This is a genomic window from Spiroplasma endosymbiont of Lonchoptera lutea (assembly GCF_964019715.1).
Classification (GTDB): Bacteria; Bacillota_I; Bacilli_A; order Mycoplasmatales; family Nriv7; genus Nriv7.
In genome coordinates this window covers 1-18001 of record NZ_OZ026463.1, presented here as the reverse complement: position 1 = coordinate 18001, position 18001 = coordinate 1, and the positions used below count along the sequence as shown (strand labels likewise).

At 27.4% G+C, this 18001-nt stretch carries 13 protein-coding genes and 1 other RNA gene; 1 reads left to right on the top strand and 13 read right to left on the bottom strand.

Annotation, left to right across the window (positions count from 1 at the left end; all coding sequences use genetic code 4):
• Positions 1-4: 4 nt before the first annotated feature.
• The 11 genes from ftsH to gyrB all read right to left on the bottom strand — a co-directional run bounded on the left by ftsH (position 5) and on the right by gyrB (position 14070).
• Positions 5-2017, bottom strand: coding sequence for an ATP-dependent zinc metalloprotease FtsH (gene ftsH / locus AACK97_RS00070; RefSeq protein ID WP_338967822.1), 2013 nt, complete (start codon positions 2015-2017; stop codon positions 5-7).
• Between the two features lie 29 nt (positions 2018-2046).
• The gene (gene tilS, locus AACK97_RS00065; protein WP_338967821.1) at positions 2047-3303 is read right to left on the bottom strand and encodes a tRNA lysidine(34) synthetase TilS; all 1257 of its coding nucleotides are present in this window, start codon (positions 3301-3303) and stop codon (positions 2047-2049) included.
• Positions 3304-3316: 13 nt separating this feature from the next.
• Complete coding sequence (locus AACK97_RS00060; protein ID WP_338967819.1) at positions 3317-4273, bottom strand: hypothetical protein; 957 nt, start codon at positions 4271-4273, stop codon at positions 3317-3319.
• An 83-nt stretch (positions 4274-4356) separates the two neighbouring features.
• A complete protein-coding gene (tmk, locus tag AACK97_RS00055; RefSeq protein ID WP_338967817.1) occupies positions 4357-5013 on the bottom strand; it encodes a dTMP kinase in 657 nt (218 codons plus the stop codon).
• Positions 5014-5028: 15 nt separating this feature from the next.
• Entirely contained in the window at positions 5029-5637 is a 609-nt protein-coding gene (gene recR, locus AACK97_RS00050) for a recombination mediator RecR (RefSeq protein WP_338967816.1), read from the bottom strand.
• A gap of 20 nt (positions 5638-5657) precedes the next feature.
• Positions 5658-7475, bottom strand: coding sequence for a DNA polymerase III subunit gamma/tau (dnaX, locus tag AACK97_RS00045; RefSeq protein WP_338967814.1), 1818 nt, complete (start codon positions 7473-7475; stop codon positions 5658-5660).
• A gap of 93 nt (positions 7476-7568) precedes the next feature.
• Positions 7569-8024 (bottom strand): nucleoside deaminase, encoded by a 456-nt coding sequence (locus AACK97_RS00040; RefSeq protein WP_338967813.1) that lies wholly within the window; start codon positions 8022-8024, stop codon positions 7569-7571.
• A gap of 31 nt (positions 8025-8055) precedes the next feature.
• An RNA gene (ffs, locus tag AACK97_RS00035) (signal recognition particle sRNA small type) lies at positions 8056-8150 on the bottom strand.
• 243 nt (positions 8151-8393) lie between these two features.
• Positions 8394-9674: a serine--tRNA ligase gene (serS, locus tag AACK97_RS00030; RefSeq protein ID WP_338967812.1), complete on the bottom strand. Its 1281-nt coding sequence runs from the start codon at positions 9672-9674 to the stop codon at positions 8394-8396.
• A gap of 33 nt (positions 9675-9707) precedes the next feature.
• Positions 9708-12146 (bottom strand): DNA gyrase subunit A, encoded by a 2439-nt coding sequence (gene gyrA / locus AACK97_RS00025; RefSeq protein ID WP_338967811.1) that lies wholly within the window; start codon positions 12144-12146, stop codon positions 9708-9710.
• A 13-nt stretch (positions 12147-12159) separates the two neighbouring features.
• Entirely contained in the window at positions 12160-14070 is a 1911-nt protein-coding gene (gyrB, locus tag AACK97_RS00020; protein ID WP_422397253.1) for a DNA topoisomerase (ATP-hydrolyzing) subunit B, read from the bottom strand.
• A 251-nt stretch (positions 14071-14321) separates the two neighbouring features.
• Between gyrB and AACK97_RS00015 the strand changes: the two genes are divergently transcribed.
• Entirely contained in the window at positions 14322-15275 is a 954-nt protein-coding gene (locus tag AACK97_RS00015) for an IS30 family transposase (RefSeq protein WP_338969024.1), read from the top strand.
• A 71-nt stretch (positions 15276-15346) separates the two neighbouring features.
• Here the strand turns inward: AACK97_RS00015 and dnaN are convergent, their stop codons facing one another.
• Both dnaN and dnaA read right to left on the bottom strand, forming a co-directional pair.
• Positions 15347-16468, bottom strand: a complete 1122-nt coding sequence (dnaN, locus tag AACK97_RS00010; RefSeq protein WP_338967809.1) for a DNA polymerase III subunit beta — start codon at positions 16466-16468, stop codon at positions 15347-15349.
• 175 nt (positions 16469-16643) lie between these two features.
• Entirely contained in the window at positions 16644-17993 is a 1350-nt protein-coding gene (dnaA, locus tag AACK97_RS00005) for a chromosomal replication initiator protein DnaA (RefSeq protein WP_338969023.1), read from the bottom strand.
• Positions 17994-18001 lie beyond the last annotated feature (8 nt).

The following is an 18001-nucleotide window of genomic DNA, read 5'->3' as shown; positions in this document are numbered from 1 at the left end:
ATTATTATTTATCTTCTTTATCTTTATTATCATCAGTTTTAATATCTGATGATAAAATATCAGAATTTCTCCCTTTAGGTTTTGCTTCAATAACATCACCACGAAGTTCTTTTTCCCGAAATTCTTCTTGAGTTTTTTTAGCAGCTACCACATCTGGTGGTAACTTTTCATTTTCATCAATATATTCAATTTGTTCAGCAGTAATTGTTTCTAAAACTCTTAACGATTCAGCAATTAAATCTAAAATATTACGATGCTCTTTAATTACTTTTTTTGCTTCAAGATAACATTCATCCAAAAATTTATTAATCTCAGCATCAATTTTTTGTGCAATATCATCAGAAAATTTATTAGCACTATTAACACCCATATACTCATCTTTCGCACTTTCAAATTGTCGCAATCCCAAATCAGACATTCCAAACTCAACAACCATTCGGCGGGCAATATTAGTTGCCTTTTCTAAATCATCATGCGCTCCTGTAGTAATTTTTTCAGCACCAAAAATTAATTCCTCTGATGCTCTTCCACCTAAATAACCAGTAATAGTTGCCAAAAGATTATCACGGGAATGTAAAAAACTCTCTTCTTTTGGTGTCATAATCGTATAACCACCCGCATTTCCACGAGGAATAATCGTTACTTTTTGAACTTTAGATGCATGTCTTAATTTTAATCCAATTAAAGCATGCCCCGCCTCATGATAAGAAACCACTTGCTTATCATTTTCCGTAATTGTTCTTGAAGTTTTAGCAGGTCCACCAACAACACGGTCAATAGCCTCATCAATATCAGCTAAATCAATAACAGTTTTTCGCTTTCGCACCGCTAATAATGTCGCTTCATTAAGCACATTTTCCAATTGGGCACCACTAAATCCTGGGGTTCGGTCAGCAATCCGATTAAAAGCAATTTTAGGTGATAAATTCTTATTACGAGCATGTAATCGCAAAATTGCTTCTCGTTCACGAATATCTGGCAATGATAATTGAATCGTACGATCAAACCTTCCTGGTCTTAAAAGGGCTGGATCTAAAACATCAACACGATTAGTTGCCGCAATGATAATAACACCAGCATTCGTCTCAAAACCATCCATTTCCACTAATAATTGGTTTAAAGTTTGTTCACCAGCTCCTGACCCCATTGACAATGAACGTTTTCTTCCCACAGCATCAATTTCATCAATAAAAATAATACACGGCGAACTTTTTTTCGCATTATTAAATAATTCTCTAACCCGTGATGCCCCCACACCAACAAACATCTCTTCAAATTCCGAACCAGAAATTGAAAAGAAAGGAACATTAGCTTCACCTGCTACTGCTTTTGCTAACAAGGTTTTTCCTGTCCCAGGAGGACCTTCTAACAAAACCCCTTTGGGTGTTCTTGCCCCCATTTGTGCATACCTTGTCGGATTTTTTAAATAATCAACAATTTCCACTAATTCTTGCTTTTCTTCATTTATTCCCGCCACATCAGTAAATCTAACTTTTGATTCTGTTTGGCGCGCTTTATTTTTCCCCATTGAAAACGGATTCATTCCGCCACCGCCACCTGGAGAACGCATCATTCTTAAAGTAAGAAATATTGATGCTCCAATTAATAATAAGAAAGGTAACATTCGCAATAATTCAGTTCAAAGACTTGATTCATTAGGATTATATACCGTTGGTAATTTACCTTTAAAAATACTGCTTACTTCTTCACCATTAAGCAAGTCATTAACTGTTTTTCACATTGAATCAACTAAAACCATTTGAAATTGATAGCGTTGCCCATTGCCTAACTTAAAAGTTCCAAATAATGTATAATTTCCTAATGATTGACCCATTTTTCAACTAACAGCAGTAATATTCTGGTCTTTAATTTTACCTTGTTTAAGTCAAATTTCAAGATCATTAAAATCAGGATACTCATAACCACCTTTTAAAAAGTATCATATTAGAATCCCTAATAATAATGCGAACAGTAAAGTAATAAAAATAAAACCTAAATTTCTTTTACGATTTTGCACAATCTTTTCCTCTCTTCATAATTACTAACTTATTTTAACATAAATCAATTACTTTTGTTTTCCAAATGATTAGCATCAACAGACAACATTGGAATCGCAATTAATTGTTGATGACAATTATATATTACCGGTCAATTAATTCTTTGCTGAAAACTAATTTTATTGTTAATAAATAACCGATTAATTTTTTGGGTACCATTCTTAGTTTTAATTTTTTCATTAGACGCATTACACTTAATATAAATCGGAAACTCATCATTAGCAACAAAAAATCCCATTCCTTTAATATTACCATTATTTTTTAATTTTAATACTAAATAACGACTTTTAAAATTTTTTAAGTTAGTAATTGTATAACAATAATTATCCTTAATAATTGGTTTACTTAAATATATAAATTCATATTCTTTAATAAATATTCATTGATCATTTAATTTAATATGAATATTTGGTTTACTACTTTTAAGGACACTATTTAAAATTTTTTTTAAATAATTTTTAGTTACTAATTCATCATCAATTGTTAATAAATATTGATAAATTAACTTTTGTTGTCATTTTTCTTCTAATAATAAAAACGACTTGTAATTGATTTTATCATCAATTGTCATTAACACCAATAATTTTCTTATTTTTTGTTGTTCTTCCTTTAAAAGGATATTTTTCTCATTAATTTCTTGTAATAAATTATTAATTTCAAGATTTGAAAAATAAGCAATTTTTTTCCGAATAACATTGCGCACATAAATATCCAATTCATTAGTAGCATCAACCTGAAAATTTAATTGGTTTTTTTCTAAATAATCAAGAATCATTTGTTTTTTTACTTCCAACATTGGTCGAAAAACTGTTAAATTTTTAATTTTTCGCTTAAAAGGTAAACCATAATATGAAACTAAACTTTTTCTTTGTTTTTGCAATAAATAAGTTTCTAATAAGTCATTAAATTGATGAGCAATAACAAGATTAAAAATCCTTTGTTTTTTTGCTATTTTCATAAAAAAATCATAACGAATTTTCCGAGCTTGATTTTGAAAATTTTCTTTCTGATATTGTTCTGGTTTTACTCGTAAAACCGCATATTCAATATTATTTTTTAAACAATAATTAACAACAATTAATTCATCTTGCCAACTATTAGTTCTTTTTTGATAATTAATATGAACAACAAAAATTTTAAATCCTGCTTGATATAAATTATCTAGCAAAAACATACTATCAGTTCCACCAGAAATTCCTAATAAATATTTTTCTTGAATATCAAGACTTTCATAAAATTTTTTCATAGTAACTCCATTTTTAAATTTTCAACATCATAATTATAAAATAATCAACAAGTAAATTTTTATTAATAGGAAACTTTAATCTTTCTAAACATTCATAAATTATTGTTAAAAAATAATTTTGTTTATTAGCAATTTTGTTAGTAACTTCCTTAATAAATTTTTGTTGCGTAATAAAATATTGTGGAAATTCTAAAAAACTATCTTTCATTATTAAAATTATTAATTTTCAAAATAAAGATAAATAATTTTTCTCTAATTTATTAATTTTACTAGACAATAAGTAATTATCTTCATTATTATTATTAATAAAATTAGTAATAAAATCTAATGCTAGCAATTTGATTTCCAAAAATTTAGCATAATCCCCATTTGCAACAATTTCATTTCAATCAGAAAAACAATTACTTATTAGCTTAGCATCCTCAAAAGTAACTTTTCATTCATTAATAAGTTTTGTCGTCACTATCTCAAAATCAATTGGTAGTAATGTTAAAACTTGACTGCGCGAAATAATTGTTGGTAAAACACGATTAATACTTTTACTAGTAATAATAGCATATGTGTTAATTGGCGGTTCTTCTAAAAATTTCAATAAACTATTATTAGCTTCCAAACTACCATCTTCAATATTTTGAATTAAATAAATCTTTTTATTTGTTATTTCTAACGAAGACAAACTAAATTTACTAATAATTTCACGAATCATTTCTTTTTTTAATTTTTCAGAATATGAATTTAAAATAACAAAATCAGGATAACTATTACTAATTACGCGTTGACAATTATTACATTTTCCCTCACACCAATTAATACCTTCACATACTAAGCGACAAGTTAAATATATTGCTGACTGATAATTAATTTCATCACTATTACTAGCAATAATTAGCGAATGCGGAAACATATTATTAATTAAATAATTTTCAATTGTCGTAATAAATTTCTTTGATAACATCTTAAAATTCAACATTCATGTATTTGACTCCATTAAATAGTTTGATTAATAATAGTTTTAAATAAAAAATAAATAGGAATAAAATTTGTAATGCTTAACTAACTAACATTCATATTTAAAGTAAGCAAATACTTTTGTACTAAAACTCACACTTGTTCAAAAACAATTTTTATATCTGGTTTAGCATTAATTGCTTTAATGCGTTGTGGATTCTGACTAAGTAAAATTCGATATCCTTCATAAACCTTTTGATGAAAGTCTAATTGTTCTAAATCCAAGCGATTTAATTCTGATGTCGTTCTAAAATCTTTAATCCGTTTTAAACCAATTTCTGGTTCAAGATCAAAAAAAATTGTTAAGTCCGGTTTAGCATTACCAATAATAGTATTTTGAATATCATTTAAAGTTATAATTCCTAAACCACGACCTAAACCTTGATAAGCTGAAGTTGAATCAATAAAACGATCACAAATAACAATTTTATTATCTTTTAATGCTGGTAAAATAACTTCAACCGTATGTTGCCTTCTAGCAGCAATATACAACAACGCTTCCGTTCATTTATCCATTTCGGAATTTCCTTTATCTAAAATAATTTCTCGAATTTGTTCCGAAATTTTTACTCCTCCTGGTTCACGAGTTAAAATCACATCATAATTTTCTTGACGCAATTTTTCTTTTAGCATTTGCCCAACAGTTGTTTTTCCTGAACCTTCAGTTCCTTCTAATGATATAAAAAATGGTTTTGCACTCACAATTTTAATTTCTCCTTACGATAATTTTTTTCTACCTTCTAATGACTTTTTTAATGTAAACTGATCAGCATAATGAATTGTTGCTCCTACTGGTAAACCGTGAGCAATTCTAGTAATTGTAACATCAGAATAATTTTTTAATAATTCATTAATGTATTGCGCTGTTAATTCCCCATTAATTGTTGGACTAGTAGCAATAATTATTTCTTGTCACTTTTTATTATTAACACGAGTTAATAATAAATCTAAAGATAAATCATTTGGTGAAATACCTTTTTGTAAATCAATTTCTTGCATCAAAATATGATACATACCATTAAATACTTGATGATTTTCTAATGCTCATAAATCTTGCCAATTACTAACAATGCAAAGCACATTTTGTTCCCTTTTCGTATCTTGACAAATCGTACATATTTTTTCATTACTAATATTATTGCATTGCCTACATAATATTAATGAGTCCCGCACTTCTTGTAATGTGGTAACTAAGCTATTAATAAAATCCGATTTTTGCAAAAATATTTGTAAAGCCATCCGTTCAGCATTCTTTTTCCCTATTGCTGGGATTTTTTTTAAAATATCAACTAACTTTTCTAAAACTTCAGGATATTGCATTGTCATTTACTTGATTCTCCTTTAAATTAGTCAATTAAGATAATATTATCAAATAATTCTTGCACCGTTTGATAAACTGAATTATCTAATAACTTCTCTTTGCTAATAATATCTTCTTCTTGACGATAATAATCTTTAAAATTAAGCGCATATGGCGTTGGTAACTTATTAGCAATTCGTAATTGATAATATTCTTGGCGAATATATGCTAATTCTAGCGTATGAACCGCCATAATAATTAAATTTTTCGTAAGCAAAATATCTTTCAAAAATTCTTGCATATTTTTAGTAAAACTATAATTATTAATAATTGTTGCTTGGCGTTCAATAGGACAAGATAAAATAATTGCCCCCTTCATAGCAGCGACAATTGTTGTATCAACTAACATTTTAGCAATCTTCTGAAACGAACTATGAGTTAAATACTCATTAACCAAATTTCAACGATTACTATATTCTGTTCTTAAATACTTATCAGCTTGTGATAAAACATTAAGATAATCCGTCATTTCTCAAATAAAAGGTTTATTAATAACACTAATATTATTAGTTTCAGAAACATTTTCATCTTTTTCATCTTGATTTTCACTATCATTTTGTGGTATAATTATCTTATTGGTCTCTGATTTTAAATCATCAATGGCTACTACTAACTCAGAATCATTTAATGTTAATGATTCTTTTTTATTGTCAACTTGCTGGTTTTCAACAGTAGTAATTATTGCATCATGATGCCTAACCTCAGTCGTTACTATTGAAGCCATATTTTGAAAGTAATTCATATTTTTAAACGAAGCAATTTCAAAATACATTATTGCATTATTACTAAAACGATAATTATTTAATGCCTCTAAGTAATTTTCAATAATTTTTAATAATTGTTCTTGTGTCAAAATACTAAACGGTAACGAATCATCAGGATCTAAAATCATTAATATTTCTTTATTAGTAGTACCTTTATAAATAATAATTTCTTTACAAATATTAATTAAATCAATTGTTAAATTATTAATATCAACACCAACTTGAAGAAAATTATTAATAGTTTGCAAAACTTTTAATGTATTGTTGTTAATAATATCTAACAAAAACGCAATTTTTTCAGCTTTACTGGGAATCATAAAAAGCATATTAACACTTGCTAAATTAACAACTTCACGATTATAAGCAATTACTTGTTCTAAAATACTTAATGAATCACGAACCGCTCCGGAACTTAAAAGCGCAATTTGTTCTAAACCATCTTTTTCATAAGGAATTTGTTCTTGTTCTAACACTGTTATTAAATTTTGCACTAAATTATTTTTATTAACTAATTTAAAATCAAATTTTTGACAACGAGAAACAATTGTTAAAGGAATTTTATATACTTCTGTCGTTGCTAAAATAAAAATCGCATGTCGTGGTGGTTCTTCTAATGTTTTTAATAAAGCATTAAAAGCACTAATCGTTAACATATGAACTTCATCAATGATATATACCTTATATTTACAAAGGGATGGTAATAACGAAATTTTTTCTTTTAATTCTCTAATTTCATCAACACCATTATTTGAAGCACCATCAATTTCTAATAAATCAAGACAAGAATTATTATTAAAAGTTTCACAAATATAACATTCATTACAAGCTTCACCATTAATTATTTTTAAACAATTAACAGTTTTAGCAAATACTTTAGCAATTGAAGTCTTACCAACCCCTCTTGGTCCACAAAGCAAATAAGCATGACTAAATTTATCATTAATAATTGCATTTTGTAACGAAGTTACAATTTGATTTTGACCAATAATTTTGCTAAATTTATTGGGACGATATTTTCGATATAGCGTTAAATATTTCATTTAGTAATCCACCCTTTATACTTATTAAGATTATACTCTCAATAAAATTATATAATATTATGGCAGTCAAAAAAATTTTATTTACAATTATTATTAATTTTTACGAACTTCTTGAAAAAACCTTTGTAAAATTTGTTTTACTGGCAATTCTAATAACCCTTCATCATATGAAGCCTGATGATTAAACTTATTTTTATCTAATAATTGATTTTGGGAAACAACAGTGCCAAACTTAGGGTCACTAACAGCAAAAAAAACTTTTTTTATTCGCGACTGCAAAATCGCTCCGGTACACATTAAACACGGTTCTAAAGTTGAGTATAAAACACAATCATTTAGTCTTCATTGACCTAATGTTTTAGCGGCATTAGCGATAGCAATCATTTCCGCATGCTCCAACGGATTATTATTAACTTCTTTAGAGTTATAACCTTGACCAATAATAATACCATTGGGATCAACAATTACTGCTCCAACGGGAACATCACCATTTTGGTATGCAATTTTAGCAAGGGATATGGCTACTTTCATATATTTAATATGTGGCATTTTTTTACTCCTATTTTATTAATTTATTTTAGCATAAAAAAATACCACTACACATAGCACTTTTCCTTATGGCTGCTACTTTCGTCCTGACCAGATTCAGAAGTTACTATTGTAATGGTTATGTTAATTATAATACATAATTAGGAAAAATAGCAATAAATTTTAAAAAATTAGATTGTTAATTGTTTCACGTGAAACAATTAACAATCTAAAATTAAACACATCTTATATCACTTTAAAATATTACTGCTATTTCGCAAACTATATAAAAAATAAATTTTAAAATCTTTAATCTAAACTATCAATTAAATCCAATCAATAAAACAAAATTCTAAAAAAAGATGTTTCACGTGAAACATCTTTTTTTCCTTAAACGGTAATCTTTTCTAATCCTCCTAAATACTTTTGCAATATCTTAGGAATCACAACCGTTTTACTATCAGATTGATAATTATTTTCTAAAATTGCCGCTACCAAACGATCAACTGCTAATCCCGAACCATTTAATGTATGAACTAACTTAGCATTATCTTGTGACTTTACTTTATAACGAATTTTTCCTCTTCGGGCTTGAAAATCTTCACAATTAGAACAAGAAGAAATTTCATGATATTTATTTTGTGAAGGCATTCAAACTTCAATATCATAAGTTTTCGCAGCACTAAATCCTAATTCACCTGTACAAAGTTCAATAACGCGGTATGGTAGTTCTAAAAGTTCTAAAATTTTACAAGCATCATTAGTTAACTTTTCTAATTCATCATATGATTGTTCTGATTTAGTAATTTTAACTAACTCAACTTTATGAAATTGATGCAAACGAATTATTCCTCGCGTATCCTTACCAGCTGCTCCCGCTTCAGAACGATAACAAGTGGTATAAGCACAATATTTTAACGGTAACTTATGACCATCAATAATTTCATCTTGATATAAATTAGTTATTGGTACTTCTGCCGTAGGAATTAAATAATAATCTTTTTCTTGTAATTGAAATAAATCTTCTTTAAATTTAGGCAGATTTCCCGTAGTAATTAATGAATTTGCATTAACAATTGTTGGCGGAATAATTTCCTCATAACCAGATTGATAATGAACATCTAACATTAAATTAATTAAGGCACGAACTAAGCGGGCACCAGCGTTTTTATAAATAACAAAACGACTACCAGTTATTTTTGTTGCCCGAATAAAATCAATAATATCTAAATCTTTCGCAATATCTCAATGCGGATGCGTTGATTTTAAAGCCTTGTTTTCATTTCATTTTTTAACTTCAACATTATCGGCTTCACTTATCCCAATAGGAACAGTAATTTCAGGAATATTTGGTGTTTTTAATAACAAATCCTTAATTTCACTTGCAACAACTAGTAATTGCTGTTTTAATGTTTCAATTAATAACTTATTACTTCCCAAATTTTCTTTTAAGACTTCAATTTCATTAGTTTTCTCTTTTTGTATTAATGATGCAATTAATTTTGATTGTTTATTATGTTCTGCTTGTTTTTGCTCTAATTTAGTAATAATTTCTTTGCGTTCCATATTTAATTGTTTAACTTTTTTTAAATACAAAAAATCAGCATTTCTGGTTGTTAATCTTTTAATAACTTCATCAATATTTTCTGATAAATAATTTATATCAATCATTTTAACAAACCCTTTCTTATTTAAAGAATAATTCTAGTTAACAGAAATAATAGCACTAGTTTTTATCTTTTGTTCTGATTTTAACTTAATTAGTTTAACACCACTACTATTTCTTTGAGAAATTTTCATTTCACTCAAATTAATACGAATCCCAATACCATTATTCGTAACAATTAACATCTCTTCATTACCTTTAATAGCTTTAATCGTAACAATATCACCGGTTTTAGGAGTTAATTTCATTGCTTTAACACCTTTAGTAGCTCTTTTTGTTAAACGAAATGACTGCAAAGGCGTTATTTTACTTAAACCATTTTCAGAAATAGTAATAATATTACTTCCCGTCGCACTAGTACAGCCCCCAATAACAAAGCAATCATTATCTAACATAATTCCTTTAATTCCTGTGGCTTTTCTTTGTAATAAACGAATTTCCTTTTCATTAAAATGAATTGCTTTACCATTACTAGTAGCAATAATAATTTTCGTATCACCGGTTGTTAATAAAACTTCAACAAGACTATCATTAGTTTTAAAATCAATTGCAATTTTACCTGTTTTACGAATTGAATCAAACTCACCAATAGCAGTGCGTTTCACAATCCCATTTTTAGTAATAAAAAATAAATACTGTTTACTATTTTCTGAATTTACGGCAATTAAAGTTTTAATTTTTTCTTTTCGTTCAATATTAATTAGATTAATAATTGGCGTTCCTCTTGCTACGCGTGAAAAACTACTAATTTCATAAGCTTTTAAACAATATACTTTACCGACATCACTAAAAAACAAAATATCATCGTGCGTATTAGCAATAATAATTATTCTGGTATCATCGGTTTCACCTAAATTTATTGTATTAACACCCGTCCCACCGCGTTTTTGGGTACGATATTCATCTAAATTTAACCGCTTAATATAACCATTTTCAGAAAAAATAATAACTACGGGTTCATTTTTAATTAACGATATTTCATCAATGCTAATATCCTCTTCATCACTAGTAATAATTGTTCTTCGCGGATCACCATAATTATTTTTAATTGTTATTAACTGCTTACTAATAATTTTTGTTTGTTCACTGACATCTTGTAAAACTTTTTGACATTGAGCAATCTCATCATTTAATGTTTGTAATTCTTCTTCTAATTTAACTTGTTCTAAACCAGTTAATCTTTGCAAACGCATTTGCAAAATCGCTTGAGCTTGAATTTTACTTAACGCAAATTCGCTAACTAATTTGTCAATTGCTTCTGTTGGTGCGGTTGTGCTTTTAATTAAACGAACAATGGCATCAATATTAGATAAAGCAATAACTAATCCTTCACAAATATGAGCACGGTCTTGATTTTTTTGTAATTCAAACTTAGTTTTTCGAACTAAAACAACAAATTGATGTTCTAAATATGCTTGTAAAATTTGAAGTAAATTCATAAGTTTGGGACGACCATTATTTAAAGCAATTAAATTAATTGAATGTGTTGATTGTAACGGTGTCATTTTATATAACTTATTCAATAAAATTTTACTACTAACATCATTTTTTAATTCCATTACTACTCTAATCCCTTCGTGATTAGATTCATCGCGTAATGCATAAATACCTTGTATTTCTTTATTTTTTACTAAGTGCGATATTCTTTCAATTAAGCGAGTTTTATTTAATTGATACGGAATTTCATTAATAATTAAAGCTTTACGACCGTTTTTAAATGTTTCTTCACTTACTTTTCCCCGCACCGTAATCGTATCACGACCTGTTAAATAGGCTTTTCTAATTCTTTGATTACCAATAATACTTGCTCCCGTGGGAAAGTCTGGTCCTTTAACAATGTCTTGTGAAATTAATTGTTCAATTGTAACCTGAGGATTTTCCAAAACATAAATTAAAGCATCAATAACTTCATTTAAGTTATGTGGCGGAATATCCGTTGTAATACTAACAGCAATTCCTTTTGAACCATTAACTAGTAAGTTAGGAAAAGATGCTGGTAATACTTTCGGTTCTCGTTCGGTACTATCATAATTATCAACAAAATCTACCGTATCCTTATTCATATCATTTACTAATTCATTAGCTAATTTACTCATTCGTGATTCCGTATAACGCATCGCGGCTGGATTATCGCCATCAATCGAACCAAAATTTCCTTGACCATCAACTAACGGATAGCGTGATGAAAATTCTTGTGCCATTCTGACCATTGAATAATACACAGCAGTATCACCATGCGGGTGATATTTCCCAATAATTTCTCCCGTAATTCGGGCTGATTTTTTATATGGTTTGTCATAAGTTATTCCTAAATCATACATAGCATATAAAATTCGGCGATGCACTGGTTTTAAACCATCACGAACATCAGGAATCGCTCGGGAAACAATAACTGACATTGCATATTCTAAAAAGCTTTCTTGCATTTCTTTACTAATATCAATATCTTTGACATTATGTTGCTTATCTAAATTCATTTATTTCACCTTCCTAAATGTCAAGATGCTTACCATACTGGGCATTCTCTTCAATAAATATTTTTCGTGGTTCTACTTGTTCACCCATTAACATAATAAAAGTCATATCAGCAATACTAGCATCTTCAATTGTTACTTTTAGTAACTGGCGATTTTCAGGATTCATTGTCGTACTTCATAATTGTTCAGCATTCATTTCTCCAAGTCCTTTATATCTTTGAATACTAAATTTTTGATCATCTTTTAACGATTTTTTAAAATTTTCTAATTCTTGATCAGAATATACATAATTACTCTTTTTACCAACTTGAATTTTATATAGTGGTGGTTGTGCAATATACACACAACCAGTGACAATTAATTCGTGCATATAACGATAAAAAAATGTTAGTAATAGCGTTCGAATATGAGCACCATCAACATCAGCATCCGTCATAATTATTACCTTATGATATCGTAACCTGTCAATATTAAAATCTTTATTAACACCACAACCTAATGATGTTATCATTGTTAAAATTTCATCATTTTCTAACACTCGTTCAATTCTTGCTTTTTCAACATTAAGAACTTTACCTTTTAATGATAAAATAGCTTGAAAATTACGGTCTCGTCCCATTTTCGCAGTACCACCAGCCGAATCACCTTCAACCATATAAAGTTCACTAATCTTAGCATCATTACTACTACAATCAGCTAATTTACCTGGTAATGGTGCCACATCAAGTAAATTTTTCTTACGAGTAATTTCACGAGCTTTTCTTGCTGCCATTCTTGCTCTAAAAGCTAATAATGTTTTTTCTAAAATATTCTTCGCAATTTGTGGATTTTCCATTAGAAAATTTTTAATAACATTACCAATCGCATTAGAAACTATTTGTCTAGCAACTTTATTACTTAATTTAGCTTTTGTTTGTCCTTCATATTGCGGATCAGATATTTTAAGAGAAAGTAAAGCAACTAAACCTTCTTTTAAATCATCTCATAATAATTTTTCATCATTACTTTTAATATACTTATTATTTAATGCATATTTATTTATTTCTCTTGTTAGTGCCAACCGTAATCCTTCTTCATGCGTTCCACCTTCAGAAGTATTAATGTTGTTACAAAAAGAATATAACTGCGTATGATATGTATCATTATATTGCGCAGCAAATTCAATATGAGTATCATCATATTGGTAATCACTATAAATTATTTCCTTATGAATAACAACGCGGTCACTATTTAAATCAGCAACATAATCACGAAGCCCATTAAAATATTGAAATACTACTTGGCGTTGTGCTTTTTCATCAATAAGAATAATTTTTAAACGCTTATTTAAAAATGCTAATTGTTTTAATCGCGTTTTTAAAGTTGTGTAATTAAATGACTGACCTTCTTCAAAAATACTAATGTCCGGCATAAAACGAACAAGCGTTCCTCTTTTGTCAGTTGTGCCCGTAATTTTTAAAGCTTCTTTGATTTTTCCTCCATTATGAAATTTTAAATCATAAATATTACCATCACGATATATCGTGACATCTAAATAACTACTTAAAGCATTAACAACCGATGCTCCCACACCGTGAAGACCACCAGATACTTTATAAGTTTCACCATCAAACTTACCACCAGCATGCAATACAGTAAATACTGTTTCTAAAACAGAAATTTTACTTTTAGGATGAATATCAACTGGAATTCCACGACCATTATCTTCAATAATAATTTCATTATCATTTAACAAAGTAATTTTAATTTCGTTACAATAGCCACCCATAACCTCATCAATTGAATTACTAATAATTTCTCATGCTAAATGATGTCATCCTTCTTTAGAAATATTTCCAATATACATTCCTGGTCGTTTACGAACTGCTTCTAAATCTTCTAAAATTTGAATTGAAGATGCATCATATTTTCTTTTCAACACTAAAATCTCTCCTATCACACATTGATGTTTTTACTACTATAAATTTACACCGAATATAACTAATTATACCACTTTTAAGGACATTTAGGAAATACATTCAAGCCACCAAGTATAAAATTATATATCATAATAAAAATGTCTTAAAATAGTCTTAAAAATTAAAAATGCGAATTCATAACCTGAAATGTAAAATTAAAAAGGACACTTATATAAAAAACAAATTGTGTTAATTCTATAATTAAAAAAAGAAAGGAATTAGCACAACGTATAAGTATCTGACTATTGAATCAATAATAGCAATAAAAGAATATAAAAGTTATGGATTTTCTATTCGTAAAATAGCAAAAGCAATTGATTATAGTAAATCAACTGTACACAGAGTTTGTAAATTATTAAATCAAAACTTATTACCATTAGAAATATTGAATCAAGTTCAAAAAAATAAACAAAATGCAGGTAGAAAATTAATAATTTTAACTTTAACAGAAATTAATACTATCAATCATTTGTTAATTACTAAAAATTATGCTCTTGATATAATTGCTGATTTTTTAAAGAAAAATAAAATAAAAAATATTTCAACAAAAACTTTATATAACATGTTTAAAACAAATCGAATGGGTTTTGATGAAAAAAATTTATTGAGAAAAGGCAAAAATAAACCTCATAAACAAAAAGAAACTAGGGGCAGAATTAATAATTGTAAATCTATTCATGAAAGAAATTTAATCATTCCAAATATTAAAAATATACAAGAATTTGGCCATTTAGAGGGAGATACTATCGTTGGTAAAGATCATAAAAGTTCTATTATTACTTTAGCTGATATATGATCAAAAATCACAATTCCTTTGAAAACTAAAAATCATAAAGCAGAAAGTATTACACAAAGTATAATAAAATTTATTTCAAAATTAATACCAGGAACAATTAAAACTATTACTTTTGATCGTGGTAAAGAATTTAGTAAATGAAAATTAATTGAAAAAAATTGTAATGTTAAAATTTATTTTGCAGATGCCGGCAAACCTTGTCAAAGAGGTTTAAATGAGAACAATAATGGTATTTTAAGAAGATATTTACCAAAATCTACTGATTTATCTTCATATAAACAAAAAGACTTAAATTCTATAGCATTTCAAATTAATTCTACACCCAGAAAATCATTATCTTATAAAAGACCAATAGATTTAATACAATTATTTTAAAAAACTGTCCCATTTATATTTACAATTCAGATAACATAAAAATTTATCAACTCGCATTTTTAATTTTTTAACTAATAAGTTCGCATTGGTAAGACTAACTGTAATAATGTTGGATCTTCATCACTAGTAATAATAATTGGTTTATCTTCAGCCGTTAAATTAATATTTAAATTACTAGTCTTAAAAGCTCTAATTGCATCAAGCATATACTGTGAGCGAAACGCAATATTCATTATCTCACCAGATAACTGAAACTTGCTTAAATGCTCATTAGAATTACCAATCTCACTAGAACTAGACTCTACCTTAATTTTATCATTACTAATATTTAACTTAATTGTAGTATTACTAATTTCGTGACTTAATACACTAGCACGATCAATGGCATTTAATAAATCACGATTATTAATCACAATCTTACTATTATAACTTTCAGGAATAATTTTATTAATATTAGGATACTTACCATCAATAATTTTTGATTGTAAAATTGTATTATTAATCTTAAAAACAACATTTCTTTCATTAATAATTATCGTAACATCATTATTTTTTTCACTAATCTTATTTACTTCTTGAATTACTTTTCCTGGAATAATAACTTCATAATCATCCTCACTATAATACGGAAAATTTATCTCTTTACTAGCTAATCGAAATGAATCAGTAGCTGTAACCTTTAATTTTCCCTTACTAAACAAAAAATGAATCCCTGTAAAAATAATATTTCTCTCTTGTTCACCAATTGCAAATCCAACTTGATTAACAATTGCTTTTAAAACACCATCACTAATAATAAATTCTTGCCCCCTAGTATCAAATAAAATTTTAGGATACTGATTAACATCTAAAGTATTTAATTGCGAATCAAAATTATTCGCATTAATACGAATTACACTACCTTCAACAACTTCAATGCGAATAATTTCACTTTCAATTTTCCGAATCACTTCACTAACAAATCGTACTTTAATTAAAGTTTTTCCCAATTCTTCAATTTGTAATTTACTTTCATTAACTTTAATTTCGACTTGCATTGATAATGTTCCCGAAGAACCAATTAAAACTAACTTATCAGGTTTAACTTCAAATAATAGACCTGTTAATGCTGGTAATGGTGATTTATATGAAATGATTCGTGAAATCTTATTAATTTCATTTAATAATCTTGTGCGAGAAATAGTAATAATCATTTAGAGTGACTCCTTATTTATATATATTATATTTATTTTTATTGTAGTATTAGTAGTATACTGTGGACAATGTGGATAACTTCCAAATACCGTTAACTATTTTATAGTATCACACATTTTTAGTGTTAATAATTTGTTGACAATTTTGTTAATAACTTTTTTGCTTTAAAAAAGTTTATCCTTGACATTTAGCAATTAACAAATGAACTACTTTAGCAAATTCTTTATTATTTTTAATTAAAATCTCAATTTTTTGACAGGCATTCATTACCGTTGAATGGTCTTTACCACCAAATTCAATCCCAATCCGTGAAAACGGTTCATCAATAAGCGTTCTTGCTAAAAACATTGCTAAATGACGGGCAATGGTAATGTTTGCAACTCTAGTTTTACTAATCAGCAACTTAACAGGAATATTATAATATTCGGCAACAATTTGTTTAATTTTTTTAATAGTAATTTTTTCTCGCTTGTCAATAATAATATTTGAACTTTTAAATGCTTCTTTAACATCTTCTAATTCAATTATTTTTTCAGCACTAATGTTCATTACTGAGAAGAAAATCATCCGATTTAAAGCTCCTTCTAATTTTCGAACATCAGTATTAAAATTTAAGGCAATAAATTCTAAAACTTCTTTGGCAAAAACCGTTGCACTATAATAATTAACTTCTTTAACTTTTAGGTTTAAGATATTTAAGGCTGTTTCAAAATCAGGAGCATCTAAGCAAACACTTAATCCGCTTTGAAATCGTGACACCATCCTTTGTTCAAAACCATCTAATTCATCAGGATATTTATCAGAAGTTAGAATAATTTGTTTATTGTCATCAATAAAACGATTAAAAATATTAAAAAAGATTTCATTAGTTTTGTTTCTTTTGGCTAATAATTGAATATCATCAATTAATAATACTTGATAATTATTAAAAGAATCCTTAAAATCTTCAATCGCATCAATGCCATGATTATATATTTCTAAGAACATGCGACCGAATTCTTCTGAAGATAAGTAGCGAATTTTAATATTAGGATTATTTTTAATAATTTCATTTTCTACAGCGTGTAATAAATGCGTTTTACCTAGTCCTGAATTTCCATAAATAAATAATGGATTTCAACTAACACCAAGATTTTTAACAACAGCTAATGATGCTTGATAAGCATCTTGATTACAAGCTCCTTTAACAAAGTTAGTAAAGGTAAATTTTTTTTTATTACTTTTTAAATTATCATCACATTCATCATATTGTTGATGGGGCATATTTTCAATTTCATATTGTTCAAGGAATTTAACACTTAGTTGCCGATTACTAACTTGATTAATAATAATTTGAATTTTATTAGTTAAATTTTTTGTTAAAATTTCTTTTGCAAAACCACTCCGAACTAAAATGATACATTCATTATTATTAGTAATTGAATGAATATTAGTATTTTTAATATAAGTATTAAAAATAATTGGATCAATTGTTTCACCCATTAATTTTGTTTTAACTTGTTCTCACATTTTTTTATGACTCATAAATCACA